The sequence below is a fragment of the Photobacterium minamisatsumaniensis genome, from assembly GCF_050336695.1.
GTDB lineage: Bacteria > Pseudomonadota > Gammaproteobacteria > Enterobacterales > Vibrionaceae > Photobacterium > Photobacterium minamisatsumaniensis.
Window position 1 is genome coordinate 1 of the sequence record NZ_JAKJSI010000032.1, and the last position, 17,071, is coordinate 17,071.

19 protein-coding genes and 1 riboswitch are annotated in these 17,071 nt (G+C 45.1%); of the genes, 3 read left to right on the top strand and 16 right to left on the bottom strand.

What is annotated here, in order from left to right; all coding sequences use genetic code 11:
- The first annotated feature begins 405 nt into the window (after positions 1–405).
- On the top strand, positions 406–861 hold the full coding sequence (locus L4D78_RS17330; RefSeq protein ID WP_428468106.1) for an RNA recognition motif domain-containing protein: 456 nt from the start codon (positions 406–408) through the stop codon (positions 859–861).
- Here the strand turns inward: L4D78_RS17330 and murI are convergent.
- From murI to L4D78_RS17345, 3 genes are all read right to left on the bottom strand, one after another.
- Positions 830–1,618, bottom strand: coding sequence for a glutamate racemase (gene murI / locus L4D78_RS17335; RefSeq protein ID WP_428468107.1), 789 nt, complete (start codon positions 1,616–1,618; stop codon positions 830–832). The genes L4D78_RS17330 and murI overlap by 32 nt on opposite strands.
- A 74-nt stretch (positions 1,619–1,692) precedes the next feature.
- The gene (locus L4D78_RS17340) at positions 1,693–2,361 is read right to left on the bottom strand and encodes a Dph6-related ATP pyrophosphatase (RefSeq protein WP_428468108.1); all 669 of its coding nucleotides are present in this window, start codon (positions 2,359–2,361) and stop codon (positions 1,693–1,695) included.
- A 50-nt stretch (positions 2,362–2,411) separates the two neighbouring features.
- On the bottom strand, positions 2,412–4,259 hold the full coding sequence (locus tag L4D78_RS17345) for a TonB-dependent receptor domain-containing protein (RefSeq protein WP_428468109.1): 1,848 nt from the start codon (positions 4,257–4,259) through the stop codon (positions 2,412–2,414).
- Positions 4,260–4,300: 41 nt separating this feature from the next.
- Positions 4,301–4,527, bottom strand: a riboswitch (cobalamin riboswitch).
- Between the two features lie 147 nt (positions 4,528–4,674).
- On the opposite strand from L4D78_RS17345, the gene trmA reads away from it, so the two are divergent.
- Complete coding sequence (gene trmA / locus L4D78_RS17350; protein WP_428468110.1) at positions 4,675–5,781, top strand: tRNA (uridine(54)-C5)-methyltransferase TrmA; 1,107 nt, start codon at positions 4,675–4,677, stop codon at positions 5,779–5,781.
- A 64-nt stretch (positions 5,782–5,845) separates the two neighbouring features.
- On the opposite strand, the gene L4D78_RS17355 is transcribed toward trmA, so the two are convergent.
- Both L4D78_RS17355 and fabR read right to left on the bottom strand, forming a co-directional pair.
- Complete coding sequence (locus tag L4D78_RS17355) at positions 5,846–6,211, bottom strand: YijD family membrane protein (protein WP_428468111.1); 366 nt, start codon at positions 6,209–6,211, stop codon at positions 5,846–5,848.
- 24 nt (positions 6,212–6,235) lie between these two features.
- Positions 6,236–6,868 (bottom strand): HTH-type transcriptional repressor FabR, encoded by a 633-nt coding sequence (gene fabR, locus L4D78_RS17360; RefSeq protein WP_428468112.1) that lies wholly within the window; start codon positions 6,866–6,868, stop codon positions 6,236–6,238.
- 305 nt (positions 6,869–7,173) lie between these two features.
- On the opposite strand from fabR, the gene sthA reads away from it, so the two are divergent.
- Positions 7,174–8,589: a Si-specific NAD(P)(+) transhydrogenase gene (sthA, locus tag L4D78_RS17365; RefSeq protein ID WP_428468113.1), complete on the top strand. Its 1,416-nt coding sequence runs from the start codon at positions 7,174–7,176 to the stop codon at positions 8,587–8,589.
- Positions 8,590–8,666: 77 nt separating this feature from the next.
- Here sthA and cysQ read toward each other — a convergent pair whose 3' ends face one another.
- From cysQ to gspF, 11 genes are all read right to left on the bottom strand, one after another.
- Positions 8,667–9,500: a 3'(2'),5'-bisphosphate nucleotidase CysQ gene (gene cysQ, locus L4D78_RS17370; RefSeq protein ID WP_428468114.1), complete on the bottom strand. Its 834-nt coding sequence runs from the start codon at positions 9,498–9,500 to the stop codon at positions 8,667–8,669.
- Positions 9,501–9,508: 8 nt separating this feature from the next.
- Positions 9,509–10,060 (bottom strand): ADP compounds hydrolase NudE, encoded by a 552-nt coding sequence (gene nudE, locus L4D78_RS17375; protein ID WP_428457726.1) that lies wholly within the window; start codon positions 10,058–10,060, stop codon positions 9,509–9,511.
- A 166-nt stretch (positions 10,061–10,226) separates the two neighbouring features.
- Positions 10,227–10,985: a type II secretion system protein N gene (locus L4D78_RS17380; protein ID WP_428468115.1), complete on the bottom strand. Its 759-nt coding sequence runs from the start codon at positions 10,983–10,985 to the stop codon at positions 10,227–10,229.
- A gap of 2 nt (positions 10,986–10,987) precedes the next feature.
- On the bottom strand, positions 10,988–11,464 hold the full coding sequence (locus tag L4D78_RS17385) for a type II secretion system protein M (RefSeq protein ID WP_428457728.1): 477 nt from the start codon (positions 11,462–11,464) through the stop codon (positions 10,988–10,990).
- Positions 11,461–12,753, bottom strand: coding sequence for a type II secretion system protein GspL (gene gspL, locus L4D78_RS17390; protein ID WP_428468116.1), 1,293 nt, complete (start codon positions 12,751–12,753; stop codon positions 11,461–11,463). Before gspL ends, L4D78_RS17385 begins: the two co-directional genes overlap by 4 nt.
- Positions 12,722–13,747, bottom strand: coding sequence for a type II secretion system minor pseudopilin GspK (gene gspK, locus L4D78_RS17395; RefSeq protein ID WP_428468117.1), 1,026 nt, complete (start codon positions 13,745–13,747; stop codon positions 12,722–12,724). Before gspK ends, gspL begins: the two co-directional genes overlap by 32 nt.
- Positions 13,740–14,402, bottom strand: a complete 663-nt coding sequence (gene gspJ / locus L4D78_RS17400) for a type II secretion system minor pseudopilin GspJ (protein ID WP_428468118.1) — start codon at positions 14,400–14,402, stop codon at positions 13,740–13,742. The genes gspK and gspJ overlap by 8 nt, the downstream gene beginning before the upstream one ends.
- The gene (gene gspI, locus L4D78_RS17405) at positions 14,389–14,787 is read right to left on the bottom strand and encodes a type II secretion system minor pseudopilin GspI (RefSeq protein WP_428468184.1); all 399 of its coding nucleotides are present in this window, start codon (positions 14,785–14,787) and stop codon (positions 14,389–14,391) included. Before gspI ends, gspJ begins: the two co-directional genes overlap by 14 nt.
- Before the next feature lie 2 nt (positions 14,788–14,789).
- Positions 14,790–15,386, bottom strand: a complete 597-nt coding sequence (gene gspH / locus L4D78_RS17410) for a type II secretion system minor pseudopilin GspH (RefSeq protein WP_428468119.1) — start codon at positions 15,384–15,386, stop codon at positions 14,790–14,792.
- A gap of 6 nt (positions 15,387–15,392) precedes the next feature.
- Positions 15,393–15,827: a type II secretion system major pseudopilin GspG gene (gene gspG, locus L4D78_RS17415; protein ID WP_428457733.1), complete on the bottom strand. Its 435-nt coding sequence runs from the start codon at positions 15,825–15,827 to the stop codon at positions 15,393–15,395.
- A gap of 21 nt (positions 15,828–15,848) precedes the next feature.
- Positions 15,849–17,069: a type II secretion system inner membrane protein GspF gene (gene gspF / locus L4D78_RS17420; RefSeq protein ID WP_428468120.1), complete on the bottom strand. Its 1,221-nt coding sequence runs from the start codon at positions 17,067–17,069 to the stop codon at positions 15,849–15,851.
- Positions 17,070–17,071: the final 2 nt, after the last annotated feature.

A 17,071-nucleotide genomic window follows, 5' to 3' on the forward strand; every position in this document is an offset into this window, starting at 1 on the left:
GCCAAAGCTTCGTTATCTACAAGAGATAGCGTTACCTTGTATTGGTCACTCAGTTCATTGATAAATCTTTTGACTTAACTTTTTCACGAGTGCCCACACAGATTGCATGGTCAAATTGTTAAAGAACAAACTGATTGGTTAGCGGCTTAAGTTGCCGTTCTCCGTGTCAGTGAGGCGGCATTATAGAGAGTTCAGCCCGCCTGACAAGCCTTTTTTTAGAAAAAATTATCACCTGATGATTATTTCAACTAATGTGAGATTAACGCCTCTAAATTAAACATTAGAGGATCGTCACATTCACTTACTAGTAATTCCAAGTCAATGAAAGTAATATCAATGTGACTTTGTTGTTAAAATAACCTATAACGCCTTCTTTTTTACTTTTTATGACGATGTAGCCTTTATATGAAATTATCCAATCAAAACTTAATACCGATTCTCGCTGTTGCCGTAGTTGGAGGCATCCTTTTTAGCTTCTTCTCTCTTCTATCTGGCATTGCTTTTGCCCTTGGTGCCGTCTGTGCAGGTATCGCACTTCCACTATTCCTTTCTTCTCAGCCTAAAGACACACAAGCAGATAACTCTCAAAGCAGTAAAACCCTGTATGTTGGTAACTTGCCCTACCGTGCTAATGAAAGTGAAGTAAAAACGTTATTCGCAGAATACGGTGAAGTGTTCGCAGTGCGCTTAATGAAAGATAAACGTACTGGGAAAAGACGAGGCTTTGGTTTTGTTGTGATCAATAGTAAAGATGCGGAGCATGCGATTGATCAGTTAAACAATAAAGAATATGGCCAACGAACACTTAAAGTCCGTGAAGCAAATGAACCTAAGAACGGGGAAAATGAAGAGACTGAATAGTATTCAGCTTTAATTTTGCAAAGCTTACATTCAGTGCCGCAGAACACTCAACTGCGGCACTGTTGTATGTAAGGTTTACAATTGGAACATGGCAATCTTCAATATTACCTAGCAGCGCTTTCACTCGATTAGCTACTGCTTTACCTGAATCAACGACATCGACCCCTCCCCCTAACGCCACCAATATTTCTTTTTTAATTAACGGAAAGTGGGTGCAGCCTAAAATGATGTTATCAACTTGGTCTTTCCAGGGTGACAAAATGTCCTTAAGCTCTAAAGTAGAAACTGGTAGCCCTCGAAGCTTTTCTTCTGCAATTTCCACTAGACGCGTAGAGCCAATACGTAGTACTTCACAGTCGCTCGCGAACTGACTAATTAAAGTATCTATATACTGCCGTTTAACAGTTGCTGGTGTCGCTAATAAGCCAATCACTTTTCGTTGGCTATTCAGCGCCGCAGGCTTAATCGCAGGTACGACACCCACAACCGGGATTGAAAGTGAGTGTCTCAAGGTAGGTAACACAATGGTACTTGCCGTATTACAAGCAATAACGACAAGGTCTATTTGATGACGCTCGGTTAAAAGCGTAACGATATGTACCGTGCGACTAATAAGCTCCTGCTCTGATAATTCACCATAAGGAAAAGCCGCGTCATCAAATGCGTAGACATATTGGACTTGCGGTAACTGACTATAAATTTCTTGATAGATTGATAACCCACCAACACCAGAGTCAAAGATAAGTACCCGCTTCACTGTCTATTACACCTTCATTGCAAGATAGAGCTCATAATACTGCGAATATAGGGAAATCGAAAAGTATCTCGTCGTTATTTCTCTGCTAATTGATAACGCTGATGATGAAACCGGCTTTTTCGTTCAATAGTGAGAGGTTCAATGACAAGTTCATCGTTGAAACAAGGCGCTTTAACGACTAACGTATGAAACTCACCCTCTTCGCCGCATGGATCAACACTCTCAGGTAGACTTTCAATAAATTCGCCGCTGTACCACATCCCACAATACTTACCATCTAGTTGGTTAGTGTCTACAGTGACAACCATCGTTTTAATCCCACAATCGAGGATCTCTTGTGCTAGCAAGTGGCTTTCTTGACCCATTAATGGGAAAACGCATTGCCAACCCGCAGGCTCTATATAGCTACGACGATACTCTGCTATACCATTACAAAACATGTCACCGAAAGCGACAGCTTCAACTTCGAGCCCACTTCCTCTGATCCCATCAATGACTAACGACTGATATATGTCATTAGCAGGAAAAACCTCAGGTAATGGGATTTCAATTAATGGTAAAGCAGCCAAACGGGCTTGCTCCCTCACTATACTCATCGGTGTTGCTTGGAACGGTACTTCATCATCAAGGTAAGTTGTATATAAACCAACAACGTCATAACTTGGGTCATTAAGCAGACGAATTAAAGTCAATGTGGAATCTTTACCTGATGACCAGCTTACAATGGTTTTGATTGGCTTCATAATTAGATACTTCCATGAAAAAAGCCACCAGCAGGTGGCTTTGAACATTCTTAGAATTGATAGGTTACTGTCGCGTAGTAACTGCGTTCTTGGACGTTATATGTCTCTTTCGCTACATAGTCTTCATCGAACAAGTTAGCGACACGCCCCCGTAATATCAGACTATCTGTCATGTAGTAACTTGCGGCAACATCAACCAGTGTATACGCATCAAGTTCTTTAGTATTCATTGCATCGTCGTAGCTCTTACCGCGATACAGTGCACTGACATCAAATTGCCATTGATCGAGCAGGTACGAAATATTCCATTTAGCACTGTGCTTTGAACGGCGGATCAATTCTTTATCAAGATCGGTATCTTGAGCGTCTAAATAATCATAGCTAAGGTCGTGGTAAAGCGAACCTGTATTAAACCCAGCGGTTAACTCAATACCTTTAATTTCAGCTTCGTTAACATTCATCGGTTTCCAAGGACTAAACGGATCGCTTGGATCGACTGGAGCCCACGCTATCAACTGTTCTATATCAGATTGATAAGCCGTAATACGCCAATCTAAAAGTTGGTGTGCACCAGAAAGTGAAACCTCATAATTTGTCGATTCTTCAGGCTTTAAGTCCGGGTTACCATCATTTGGCCAATATAAATCATTAAATGTTGGGGCCTTGAAGGCCGTTCCTACATTAGCGGACAGCTGAATATCAGATGTAAACGTATAAGCTGCAGCTGCCTGCCAAGTATTATTGCGTCCATAGCTATCATTATCATCACTACGTACGCTACCTTCGAGCTGCCATCCTTGATTTCGATAAATCGACGTTAGGTATACCGCTGTATTATCACGCTGATCTTTGTCATAAGCTGTACCAGTGTTAGAAACAGAATCTCGATTCCATTCCAAACCACCACCAAATTCCAATTGGCTATTTAGCTGGTAATGATTTTGCCAATTCACTACATCACGCTTGGTTTTGATGGTACTACCGCGGCTTATATCACTAAAGTTACGTGCTTCATCTTGATTTTGAGCAACAGTGAATTCACTTATAAAATCAGATGATAGATAACTCGCTTTCGCTGCTACATTGTAAAGAGAACTTTCACTTTGTGCATTTGGCGTTGATATAAAATCACCCGTTACAAAATCAAAGTAACCATCGTCATATTCAGTCTCACCATCGTGGTAATAACCTTGAAGACTTAGCTTCCAGTTTTCATTAATCTGGGTACCAAGCTCTGCAATAACATTTCGACTTTTAAAACCATCGTCATCTTGTTCGTAAGGTTCTTTGCGAGCAGAAAAACCATCAGCTTCTTCGCCCTTTATTGCCAATTTGCCCCAACTGCTTTGGCCTATAGAACCAGCGAGAGAGCCACCCAATTGATAATAGCCATCACTACCGATACCAGCCGACACTTCAGCGATACTTTCACCCGGTTGGTATTCAGTAATGATATTCAGCACACCACCAACAGCATCAGAGCCATAGAGCGCAGCGCGAGAACCACGAATAAATTCAATTCTCTCAATGCCTGTGAGTGGAATTTGACTAAAGTCAGCACTGCCTAACGTAGCGCTACCAATACGAACGCCATTAATCATGACCAGTAAATGACGTGATGTTGTTCCGCGTACATAAACTTCCGTTGATTGTCCATAACCCGCAGAGACAACTTGCACCCCTGGTAAACGGCGTAATACTTCAGCAAGGGATTTTGCTTGGATAGCATCAATTTCGTCTTTTGTTACTACCGATACGGGAGCGATGACATTTTTGATGGGCTGTTCGAAACGGTTTGCGGTTACAACCATGACTTCGTCTGTCGAGGTTTGTTCTGCAGAGACCATAGATGGCAGGCACACTTGCGCCAACGCCACTGCTAAAAGCGTTTTTTTCATTATGTGGATTACCTTAAGTCGCGTTATTACTAAGCAGGCTTTTCCTACTCAGTACACTGGTCGGTCTTCGGACTTAAGAGCAAGGTTGAGTAACCACCTAGGCAACAACTTCCCACTTCAAGCAACTGCATTGCGCAATTAGGTAGAAGCAGTGTTCGGAACTTACGTCCATGTGCTTTCGTTCTCTATCACCGCTGCGCGTCAGTTACGGACTTTCACCGTATTCCCTTTGCCTGCTATCAGGCTAACCAGCGCACTCAGGATGCTAATAATCATTACAGCAAATGTCTACCTCCGTTTACGGTTGATAGTGAAATATAGCCAATAACACCATTTTTATCTGAGCTAGCACTGGACATCGGTCAACAATGCAATAAAATCTCCGCTCTTATTTTGAGCAGTTTGAGGCAACGACATGGCATCCACCGCGATTAATCCAGCTGAATACCAAAACCAGCTAGATGAAAAAGCAGCGCGTATTCAAAATATCTTTGCAGATTTTGAAACCCCAGAGCTTGAGGTGTTCTCCTCGCCAGCCGAACACTACCGTATGCGCGCAGAATTTCGCATGTGGCACGAAGGCGAAGATCTGTTTTACGTCATGTTCAACCAAGAAACGCGTGAAAAATACCGTGTCGATCAATTTCCTGCCGCCAGTCGCCTAATTAATGATTTAATGCCACTACTGGTTGATGCACTTAAGCCTATACAAGCGCTACGCCACAAACTGTTTCAAGTTGATTTTTTATCGACTTTAAGCGGTGAAATTCTTGTATCAATGCTTTATCACCGCCAACTTGATGAAGAGTGGGAAGTTGAAGCCAAAGCATTGAAACAGCGTCTAAATGATGAAGGTTTCAACCTTAATTTAATTGGTCGAGCTCGTAAGCAGAAAGTTGTACTTGATCAAGAGTTTGTCATTGAAAAACTAAAGGTTAACGACCGAACGTTGACGTATAAGCAAGTTGAAAATAGCTTTACCCAACCAAACGGTGAAGTCGCGCAAAAAATGCTTGAATGGGCCGTTGATTGTACCCAAGAAAGTGAAGGTGATCTGCTGGAACTGTATTGTGGGAATGGTAATTTTTCATTGGCTTTAGCACAAAACTTTGAGCAAGTGCTAGCAACGGAACTGGCTAAACCATCGGTTGATTCCGCGCAATACAACATTGCAGTCAACAACATCGACAATGTTCAGATCATCCGTATGTCGGCTGAAGATTTTACGGATGCGATGGAAGGAAAACGTGAGTTCCGTCGATTGAAAAGCCAAAACATCGATCTAAAGAGCTACAACTGTAACACCATTTTTGTTGATCCACCTCGATCGGGGATGGATGAAGGCACTTGCCGTATGGTACAAGGCTATGAGCGTATTATGTATATTTCTTGCAACCCAGACACTTTGCAAGAAAACCTAAATATACTGTGTGAAACACACCGTATTACTCGCTTTGCACTGTTTGACCAATTCCCATATACCCATCATATGGAAGCAGGTGTACTACTAGAGCGCAAATAAGCTCACTAACTGAGAAAATAAAAAGGCGCCTGAAGGCGCCTTTTTTAATATTAAGCTAAATTACTTATGCTTCTGTCTTTGTCGACATAAAGCCCATTTTATATGTCACCCAGAACAATAGACCTAGGGTGATCATTAACGGTAAAAAGTTTGAACCCATTTCAGGTGCCATTGCACGTAAGAAAGCGGAATAACCAAACGCACCAACCAAGAAGCAGGCAAAGGCAATCGCCGGAGTACCTTCAGACATTGGCTTATTTAGGTATTCTTGGTATAGGCAGTACACTGCCAATGCAAACGCAATTACAGGAAAAATAGAAAATGATACGGCACCAGAGGTCAGTACAGACAACGTGGCATTACCACATAGACCTGCAAGTAGTGACATCACTAACGTTTTGCGTTCAGCTTTAATTTGATCTTTGTTCATATCCTTTCACCAACAAAAATGAAGTTAGAGTTTTTGCCTGAGCTCACGACGCTCACGCTCTTTGCGGTACCAGTAGGCACCTTTTGCAATCGTTCTCAATTGCATAATCAATCTTTCCGCATGCTCTGCTCGAGCATGGTTATCAAGATCCAGCGCTTCAGCGCCAGAACTAAACACCAAGGTGACAGATGCTTCAGCTTGGGTATAAGCTTCGTCATGTGTTACGCCAGTCTTGGCTTCTAAATATTCGGTAAGCTCCGCCACAAAGTGCTGGATCTCTCGAGCTACTGCAGCCCTAAAAGCTGGAGACGTTCCTGAACGCTCGCGCAACAATAGGCGAAAAACATTCGGGCTACTTTCGATAAACTCCATGAAGGTTTCTACCGATGTGCGAATAACGCTGCCTTCTTTAGCAATACGTTGACGAGCCTGACGCATCAATTGACGAAGGATCAATCCCCCCTCATCAACCATGGTTAGCCCAAGCTCATCCATATCTTTAAAGTGACGATAAAAAGACGTTGGAGCAATACCCGCTTCTCTCGCCACTTCACGTAAACTGAGATTCGAGAAGCTGCGTTCTGCACTCAGCTGATTAAATGCTGCATCAATCAATGAACGGCGGGTTTTCTCTTTCTGCTGAGCCCTAATACCCATGAATTTCTTGCTTCTCTTTGAGTTATCTTGCGCCAAGTTACTGCCACTATACGCGCTTTTTGATAGTCATCAAAACATAGTAATTCCTGACATACACTTAATCAAAACCGAATGGCCAGATTTACTGCTAGCTCACAAACTCACGCATAAGGGAAAAATCACTACATACATCCGATTTTTCACACATCATTACCTGAACAACGTGATCATTGCCTATCTATCATAGAAGATTGATTCTACCTGCTTTTAGAAAAAGTTAAAATGGCGAGACCGCAATGTTGCCAAAATGATAATAAAGGCCAAGCATGACAAAAAGCAAAAATTCCGCCAATCAACATTTCGACGCGATTATTATCGGCAGTGGACCTGGCGGTGAAGGGACGGCCATGGGGCTAACAAAAGCTGGTTTCAATGTGGCAATTATTGAACGAGAAGACAGTGTGGGGGGAGGATGTACACACTGGGGAACCATTCCATCCAAAGCCTTACGTCATGCTGTTAGTCGGATCATCGAATACAACCAGAACCCACTTTACTGTAAAAATAACTCCAGCCTCCATAGTACTTTCAGTCAAATTCTGGGGCATGCGCAAGATGTCGTGAATAAACAAACTCGAATGCGCCAAGGGTTTTATGACCGTAACCAGTGTTCGATTATCTTTGGCGAGGCCAGCTTTACCGGCTCACACACCGTCAGTGTAAAGAAACCAGATGGTAGCCGTGAACATTACACGGCAGATAAATTTGTGATTGCGACAGGCTCTCGCCCTTATCAACCCAATAATGTCGACTTTACCCACGACAGGGTTTATGACAGTGACTCAATACTTCAACTAAAGCATGACCCTCGCCACATCATTATTTATGGCGCAGGGGTTATTGGCAGTGAGTACGCCTCAATCTTTAGAGGGCTAGGGGTCAAGGTCGACTTAATTAATACCCGTGATCGATTACTCGAATTTCTCGATAATGAAATTTCAGACTCGCTGTCTTATCACTTCTGGAACAGTGGTGTCATGATCCGCAATGGCGAGACCTATGACAAAATTGAAGGCACTGAAGATGGGGTGATCCTACACCTCCAGTCCGGCAAAAAGATGCGTGCCGATTGCCTGCTATATGCCAACGGCAGAACCGGTAATACCGACCGACTCAACCTAAGTAAAGTGGGGCTTGAACCTGACTCGAGGGGTCAACTTCAGGTAAATGAAAATTACCGAACAGCTGTTGAACATGTTTATGCCGTCGGTGATGTCATTGGCTACCCTAGCCTTGCCAGTGCAGCTTACGATCAAGGCCGCTTTGTCGCCCAAGCCATTGCCAACGGTGAAGCATTGGGCCGCCTTATTGAGAATATTCCTACTGGGATCTATACCATTCCAGAAATCAGCTCTGTCGGTAAAACGGAGCAAGAGCTAACCGCCGAACGAGTACCCTATGAAGTTGGTCGTTCACAATTCAAGCACCTTGCCCGAGCCCAGATCGCAGGCACGGAAGTAGGCAGTTTAAAACTGCTATTCCACCGAGAAACAAAAGAGATTTTAGGCATTCACTGTTTTGGTGAGCGAGCAGCTGAGATTATTCATATTGGACAAGCCATCATGGAACAGAAAGGTGAAGGGAATAATATCGATTACTTCGTTAATACCACCTTCAACTACCCAACGATGGCGGAAGCATTCCGAGTCGCTGCATTGAATGGGCTCAACCGCCTCTTTTAGATTTCGCCCTACCGCCTAAGAAAGCAATAAAACAAAAAACGGAGCATAAGCTCCGTTTTTTATCGTACAGATCTCGCTCACTCGGTTTCGAGTAATCGATTATCCGGTGTCAAAATAGATGCCCAAGGCAAGTTTGCATCACCTAACGTAATGAAGTTCGGGTTTTCCAACGTATCACGCTCATTGTAAGATAATGGTGCTAGGTGGGTATTTAAAATCCGCCCACCAGCTTCTTCAACTATGCATTGTGTCGCGGCCGTATCCCACTCTCCAGTTGGCCCGAGGCGTAGATAGCAATCAACAGCTCCCTCAGCGACAAGGCATGACTTCAATGCAGCCGAACCCAGAGGGACTAAATCATAATTCAATGCAGGATCTAGTCGGTTCGTTATCATACTAATGTCTTGACGACGACTTATCGCAACAGCCAATGACTGGGTCGGCAATTCATACTTATGGGTAGAAATACGCACCGTTTCACCTTCAGGTGTCGTTTTCCATGCCCCTTTTCCGTTATAAGCATAATAAACAACACCAGAAACAGGCGCATAAACAACACCCATGACCGGCATGTTATTCTCGACTAAGGCAATAATTGTCGCAAAATCACCACTCCCAGCAATGAACTCCTGCGTACCATCCAAGGGGTCAACCAACCAGTAACGTTGCCACTGAGCACGCTCTGATAATGGCACCACAGCATCTTCTTCAGATAACACTGGGATGTCTGGGGTTAACTCTGATAGTTTTGCGACCACTAACTTATGGGCGGCCAAGTCTGCACTCGTAACAGGGGTATTGTCACTTTTCAGCTGCTTTTCAAATTGGCCACGCTGATAAATATCTAAAATAACCTGACCTGATGCTCTGGCAATATCGATAACTTGGGGTAATAGGTTCGATAAATCCATTTCCGCTCCTATTTAGCTAACTGTTTAAGGGCAAGGAAAAGGGCAGTGATGCTCCTCGCCTCGGCAAAATCTAAATGATTAAGTAATTCTTCAGCTTGATTCAATGGCCAGCGCACAATTTCCAATGGCTCAGGTTCATCACCGTCGAGAGATTCTGGGTATAAGTCTTGAGCCAAAAACAGCGTCATACGGCTGGAGAAATACGACGGGGCAAGCACCACCTCTTTCAGTGGTTGCAACTGGTTAGCACCAAAACCAATTTCTTCTTTCAATTCACGGTTCGCAGCCTCTGCTGCCGACTCACCTAAATCAATAAGCCCTTTGGGGAATCCAAGTTCGTAACGGTCGGTACCGGCAGAATATTCACGGATCAGGAGTAAATCCCCCTCTTGTGTAACGGGCACAACCAGCACAGCATGTCGACCTGATGGTTTCATTCGCTCATAGGTTCGTTCGACCCCATTGGAGAAACGAAGCTCTAGAGATTCAATTTGGAATAACTGAGACTGAGCAACAACATGCGTTGCCAGAATTTCAGGTTTTTTATGATTCGCAGCCATGCTAATTCCTGTATTTACTACCAATTGCCATGAGGACTAGCGATTGGAACAACTATGACTATTAAATGGCAATGAGTAATCGAAATAAAGCCTTTTTTCTATAAAACGTTAGCCCGACAAAATAAGTCTGGCCTTCACGTAGTAAAGCGACGAGAACGATATCGAACTAAAGGCTGCCGCTGTTATTAATTTTGTACTGCCCTTTCGGATCAGGGTTGCCTAGCCATTTAAGCTGTGCTGCAAGTTGCGGTGGAAATTCAGCGCCCGGTTTAAACCAACCCGTTAAGGCATAGGCATTCCCTTGGGACAGCGTTGCGGTCCACTCACTTGACACGTCAGCAGAGGCTTGCTCAAGCTGAGCGACAACACTACCTTGCTCACAGCTCAAATCGGCAATGACTGGGCCTGGGTTTATGGCACCAAGCGGTGATGAGACTTCGCCAGATGTCCACGCTAATGCGCCATCAAGTTCAGAACAGTAAGGCGCGGCAAACTGATAGTTACGCAGTGTAAGCTCTAGGTTACCTGTAATGGCTACAGGTACGGTCATCGGCACATAATTCATTACCTGCCGAGCCGGCAGTGAGACTAATAAATTTTCAGCGACCGGTCCCGATGAGTCATACCCAACCATACCTCGGCCCGCCAAGTTCATTTCGCTTCCTTGGCCAAAGCGAACATCCAGCTTTACTTTCCCGGTTAACAATGAAAATACTCTCATATCCCACTGTAGGCGACCTAAGTTCATACCTTGCCAACGCACTTGGCTTGCTGTCCCTTGCCACGGTGTTCCTGACACCCCTGAGACGTCAAGCCCCTGTACCTTTGGGGCTTGCTGCCATAGCCAACTCGCAGGTATATGCGCCACCAAACTGGCCACTAAAACCGCACAAAAAGATGTGCCTAGCAATATCTTATATTTCACGTTTACCCTCGCCCTAACTGCAAGCGGTTTACTTCAACAACACCAGCACGATCGGTTTTTGATACATCTAAAAATTGAGCATCAATACCATGCTCGTCACGTAAGAAAGCCAGCCAATTTACCAATGTCGTAAACGGCAATGGTTTAACCCAAACCTGTAGCATTTCATCTCGAGGTTGAATACGGATCAGCTCAATGCGAAATTGACGAGTGGTTTCATTAACCACTTGATTGAGACCTTTATCACTGACAGAGCCTGTTGAACCCGTAGCACCACGTAAGGCCACTATTTCATCGGCTTTTCCACCAACCCACGTTAGTAGCTGCCGTTCATTATGAAGGCGGCGTTCGGCATTTTCAGCTGAAGTGGCAAGAGGCTGCCAAATACCCCAATATAAAACCGCCATTAGCATCGCGATACCGCCACCTAAGACAAGGCGTTGTTCACGCTGGCTTAAGCCTTTCCACCAAGCCTTCATGATTTTCTCCTTAGCACAACAGCACCTGTAACTTGATTACCTTCACGGTTTAGCTGTCCCATATCTATTTCAAACTGCTCGGCTAACAAGGTACGTAACTGTTCAAAATTCTGAAAATCTGCTGCTACAGCCTGAAAGCGAATCTCACCTCGATTTTGATCATACCTGAGGTTTTGAACCGATAATTGCGATACTTTGGCCAAGGATGGTTGCAACTCTGCCAACCACGGTAAAACACTGTCGTTTGAGCTCGTTCCGCCAAGACGAGATATTTCACTCTCTACTTGACGCTTCAAATAGCTCTGAGAAGGGATACGCTGAAACTGTGGCAGTACTTGCCTAAAGATACGCTCGCTTTCCGCCTTATAAGCTAGCGCCTGCTTTTCCATCGACTGTATTGAGACAACATGCTGTGTGATCAGCACAGTTAATACCAATCCAGCAGCAATCGCGACCTTACGCCATGGTTTAAGATATTTACGCCAAGCTGGCTGCTGTTTATATACACCGGATAATAGGTTCGCTTTGCTCGTTTCTGCACCCTGAGCCAATAGTTGCATGACCAATTCTGGTGTTTCAGCCAGCCATACGCCAGAGACGCCGGCTGGCGCTGGTGTATAGTGGTGGATAACAATTTTTTGCTCAGTATCTTGCTCTGTTACCGCATCGTCGATACTGTCTTCATCACTATCATTGCTATCTTCATCACCATTCTCTTCAGCACTAAAACGCAACGGTGCCTTCTGAGCTAACAACCAAGTTTCCAACCATTCAGGTTCTGCACATACGCCCTGAGCCTCAGCTTGGCGGACTAGCCATTGGCCCTCTAACTCGGCGGCAGTGTACCCATGATCAAATAACGGCAAACACAAACTGTCTGGTAACAGCTTTTTAGCCTCAATGCCGCTATCAGCCAATGCGGACAACCAGAACTCAACCTTTCGATGTTCGACAACAGCCACTTGAGCCATGTCATCACCTTTTTGTAAAAGGTGCACATGCAAACCATCAACATCCTGTGCCAGCTCTTCTTCTAATAAGAACGGCAATACTGTTGCAAGCTGGCGACTGCTGCCAGCAGGAATCGCGACCTCCGTCAGTAATACATCACAGGTTGGAACCAAAACATAAACAGCACGTTGAGTGGCGTAGTCAGCAATATCGTCAAGATGAGCAATCGATGCCAACTGGCCTGACGCAATCACCTCTTGCTGCTGTGGTGACCAGACTAACCATTGAACCGGCTGTTCGGCACGGCTACTGAGCCTTATTGTCAGAAATTCGCTCACTGATCCCTCCATAACGGCGACGTACAACCGTCACCTTGTTTTCACCATCTCGTTTAAGCAGTGCGACCAACCGAATTCTTGACCGGTCCACCAATATTTCAGTATCTAATTGGAAATAATCACTGCTTACAGCCAAGTACTCCTTGGCTTGCTTTTTAATATCTGCATCAACACTGCCTAAAGCAGATTCCGCAAGAAAATCATCTACGCTGTCCCAACCATCATAAGGCCGGTCAGCAATAATACGTTGAGCATCTGACAGTGAGAGCCTAGGGGTAAATAACCCAACCAAAAGTGGCGCCTGATAATCGTAAAGTGTATTGACGTTAACGGCTAACGTATCGGTCGGGATCGCGCAGACTAAAAACTTCACGCGATTATAAATATCGGCTGAAACACCATTTACAGCCCTTAGCTCACTCACATCAGCCATCCAGTCGTTCGGCGGCAAATAGGGAGGGCGAAAACCTTCATAAGTACTATCACCAGCCCCAAACGAAGAATTTACCGCTTCGTCACTATCAACATATTCCCAACTCGAGTCAGCAACTACTTCAGCGGCATAGCTCTCAACACCCACTTCTTCCATCACGGCTTGTAGTACTTTGATCAAATAGGGTTTATTGGTTCTATCGGTTAACGGCTTAACACCAGATAGCGCATTAAGGTTAAAACAGGCCTGTCGATCGACCATACCACCAATTGCTTCACCACCGTCTAGTGGGTAACGCTGACCCTGCGTGGCCCATGCTTGACTGAGGTTGACCGTGTCACTGTCATCGATACCTTGCTTAATAGCCACTTTACCTAACTCTTCCATCCCCTGTGCAAACCAGAAAGCTTGCTGATTTTGGAGCTGATTTTCTACACGGTAGAAATTAAGGTGTAAGCGTTCACTCATCTGAACAGCAAGTAAGGTCATCAACGACAGTAAAAGCAGTACGACAATTAAAGCAACCCCGCGTTGCTGATTCATTCCGCTTGGTCTATTCATCGTCAACCACCGTCAAGACAGATGCCGGTAAAATATATACCCGTTCAATTTCACCAAAATCTTCGAGGGTCATTGTTACCTTAACCCCTTCTGGTAAAGCTGCATTTTGATCCCATTGATCTTGCCACTTTTTCTGGTGGTAAAACTGAAATGATAAATCGCTCACCTGCGACAAAACCTGACGAATAAGCGGTTCGCTGCCAACAACGGTATCAGGGTAACGAAACCACACACGCTCTAGCGTATCTTCAATGATACGGTAGCCAACTCTGACATTTTCACTGCGTGGAAACATCTGTTGCGGATTCTGCCATCCTGCACGGGTAAAAATAATACCGTTACTGGATGAATCGAGAAAGTACTCGCCAGCTTGCAATAACCTATCGCTGGTCGCCTCTCCTTGATTACGCACTTTACGGGCGACGATCTGGCGAAAGTCGTTATCCAGCATGACCATCGCACGCTGTATCTCTTTGAGGCGCTCACTGTGCTCTCTTGATTGGCTGTCACTGCGCTGGACACCATTCAAAACTTGATAGGCAGAAAGGCTCAGCATCGCAAACACGGCAATCGCAACCAATACTTCAAGTAGAGTAAAGCCTTGCTGCCTGCAATCAACAGATCGATCTGGGATGCTTGAATTAGTTTTCAACATACGTTCTTAACACTATTACCGATTGCTTGCGGGCTTCATCTGTTGCGACGGTGACATCCAATGCACGCAAATACCCATCAGCCGTTTTGGTACTTTTTATCGACCAATACCATTCACGTCCAGCCAGCTCTGACTTACCGCGTCGAGCCGAGGTGGGAATTTCGCCAGATAAGCGTACCTTGGCCAATTCATTATCTGCGACCATCGCGGCAAACGTTTTTTCTTCTAGGTAACCCAGCGTATTCAAATGCTGGCTAACCGCCCTCATTACCCCTAACGCTGCAGTTGCAAATACCGCTAATGCGACGAGTACTTCCAACAACGTCATACCACGCTGATATGATGGTTTAGCCTGCTTAGTTCGTCGGTAACGACGCCACATCATGCTCAAAATGGAGCCTTCTCGGCTAGCGTTTTAATCGTTTCTCCAGGAGGCAACAGGAACACTTGGCCAAGTTCATCAGCCTGCACGCGCCAAAACTGGTTTTCACCATCAACCTCAAACTCCAGAGAAAACGGGGTATACTCACCGCTTGCCATCACCACCACTTGTGGTGGTTTGATTTTATTTTTGTCAGTTTGCTCAGCAAACAAGTCTTCGTTGAACAAAGAGCCTGGATTAAAAAGGCGATCTTTGTCTTCCCATGAATAGCCACCGATTTCTACGGTCAAACGAATGCCTTCATCCATTTCAACTTCGGTAAAAAAACGAGACTCCGTCATGGGCTGCCAATCTTGACTGGTTAGCTGAAGAAACTGATAGCGATTACGTTCAACCCGAATGCCGTAGTCAATACCATTTAATAAGGCATCCTCCCCCAATAACTGGACAAGGTAATGAAAACGCGCTGCTTGCTCTTTGACTTTATTGTCCTGACCCTCAGGTAAGGAAACCAAAACAGCAACAGCACTGGTCGCAAGTAGCACCAGTACAAGAAGTATTTCAATCAGGGTAAAACCTGCAGCGCGTTTACAACGTATCATCTGAGCTTAGAAATCCAGCATGTTCCAGTTACCAATGTCGGTATTCACACCTTCACCGCCTTCTTGGCCATCCGCACCCAAGCTGAAGATATCAACAGGGCCGTGTTCACCAGGCATCACATATTGGTAATCGTAGCCCCAAGGGTCTTGTGGCAAACGACGGATATAACCATTATCACGGTAGTTACGAGGCTCAGGGCTAGAGGTTGGCTTTGACACCAATGCTTCTAGGCCTTGATCGGTGCTTGGATAAACACTGTTATCCAGTTTGTACATATCCAGTGCCTGCTCAAGAGCACTGATGTCAGTGACCACTTTTTGCTGATCAGCTTTCTCTTTGTTACCAAGCAAGTTTGGTACAACCAAGCTTGCCAGTACCCCAAGGATCACGATCACGACCATAACTTCTAGTAGCGTAAAGCCGCGTTGTTTGCGTTGCATTAAAAAACCTCCAAAGGAAAATTACATACCGACCATGTTATTCAGGGCAATGATCGGCATAAGAGTAGCAATAACAATGAACATCACGATGCCAGCCATCGCAACGATCAAAAGGGGTTCAAAAATCCCCAAAGCCATATTCACCAGTGACTCAAAGTCACGGTCTTGATTATCTGCCGCGCGGGTTAGCATTTGCTCCAGCTCACCACTGCGCTCACCACTGGCGATCATATGCAGCATCATTGGGGGAAACAGTTTCGTTTGCTCTAATGAAATCCGCAAGCTTGAACCTTCCCTGACTTTGTCAGCCGCGTCTCGGATTTGCTTATTAACCCAAGTATTGGTCATTACATCAGAGGCGACTTTCATCCCTTCAAGTAACGGGATGGCACTTGATGTACAGATTGACAACGTACGGGCAAAGCGTGAAGTATTCAGGCCACGAGCAACCTTACCGATCACCGGTAATTTCATGACCCAGCGATCCCACTTAAACCGGAAGTCAGGCCGCTTCAATGCTGTTTTTAACCCAATGGTAATCACGGCAATGACAATCAGTACCACTAACCCCCAGTCCTGCACAAAGTTACTGGCAGCAAGCAATATTTCGGTAATGGTCGGCAGTTTCTGCCCCATTTGCACAAACTGATCGACAATTTTAGGAACCACTGTCGCGAGCAGGAATGCCACGACGGCAATCGCAATCAGTGTCAGCATGGTTGGGTAGATCATCGCTTGCTGTAGTTTACTGCGCATCTTCTGGCGGTTTTCAGTGTAATCGGCCAGTCGATTCAATACCGTATCAAGGTGCCCAGACTTTTCGCCTGCAGCGACCATAGCACGGAACAGTTGATCAAAAATATGGGGATACTCCGCCATACTATCTGACAGGGTATATCCTTCAACCACGCGTGAGCGAACAGCCAATAACATATTCTTCAAACGCGGTTTTTCACTCTGCTCTGCCACCGCTTTCAAACACTCTTCCAACGGCATCGACGCTTGTACTAAGGTTGCCAATTGACGGGTGATCAATGACAGCTCGTTAGTACTGATCCCACGGCGAAAATGAAAACCGCCACTGGCTTTTTTCTTTTCACGCTCATGGGTTTGAACAACTTCAACAGGGATTAAGCCTTTCTCACGAAGTTGCTGGCGTACTTGTCTCGCGGTATCGCCTTCTTGTACACCTTTTTTCTGTCGCCCTTTGGCATCCAGAGCCTTGTATTCAAATGCCGCCATTT

Bases quoted from the DNA above. Each gene is read 5' to 3' on its own strand.
- L4D78_RS17330 (WP_428468106.1), top strand. From the start codon at position 406: ATGAAATTATCCAATCAAAACTTAATACCGATTCTCGCTGTTGCCGTA.
- L4D78_RS17340 (WP_428468108.1), bottom strand. From the start codon at position 2,361: ATGAAGCCAATCAAAACCATTGTAAGCTGGTCATCAGGTAAAGATTCC.
- L4D78_RS17345 (WP_428468109.1), bottom strand. From the start codon at position 4,259: ATGAAAAAAACGCTTTTAGCAGTGGCGTTGGCGCAAGTGTGCCTGCCA.
- trmA (WP_428468110.1), top strand. From the start codon at position 4,675: ATGGCATCCACCGCGATTAATCCAGCTGAATACCAAAACCAGCTAGAT.
- L4D78_RS17355 (WP_428468111.1), bottom strand. From the start codon at position 6,211: ATGAACAAAGATCAAATTAAAGCTGAACGCAAAACGTTAGTGATGTCA.
- fabR (WP_428468112.1), bottom strand. From the start codon at position 6,868: ATGGGTATTAGGGCTCAGCAGAAAGAGAAAACCCGCCGTTCATTGATT.
- sthA (WP_428468113.1), top strand. From the start codon at position 7,174: ATGACAAAAAGCAAAAATTCCGCCAATCAACATTTCGACGCGATTATT.
- cysQ (WP_428468114.1), bottom strand. From the start codon at position 9,500: ATGGATTTATCGAACCTATTACCCCAAGTTATCGATATTGCCAGAGCA.
- nudE (WP_428457726.1), bottom strand. From the start codon at position 10,060: ATGGCTGCGAATCATAAAAAACCTGAAATTCTGGCAACGCATGTTGTT.
- L4D78_RS17385 (WP_428457728.1), bottom strand. From the start codon at position 11,464: ATGAAGGCTTGGTGGAAAGGCTTAAGCCAGCGTGAACAACGCCTTGTC.
- gspK (WP_428468117.1), bottom strand. From the start codon at position 13,747: ATGAATAGACCAAGCGGAATGAATCAGCAACGCGGGGTTGCTTTAATT.
- gspJ (WP_428468118.1), bottom strand. From the start codon at position 14,402: ATGTTGAAAACTAATTCAAGCATCCCAGATCGATCTGTTGATTGCAGG.
- gspI (WP_428468184.1), bottom strand. From the start codon at position 14,787: ATGATGTGGCGTCGTTACCGACGAACTAAGCAGGCTAAACCATCATAT.
- gspH (WP_428468119.1), bottom strand. From the start codon at position 15,386: ATGATACGTTGTAAACGCGCTGCAGGTTTTACCCTGATTGAAATACTT.
- gspG (WP_428457733.1), bottom strand. From the start codon at position 15,827: ATGCAACGCAAACAACGCGGCTTTACGCTACTAGAAGTTATGGTCGTG.
- gspF (WP_428468120.1), bottom strand. From the start codon at position 17,069: ATGGCGGCATTTGAATACAAGGCTCTGGATGCCAAAGGGCGACAGAAA.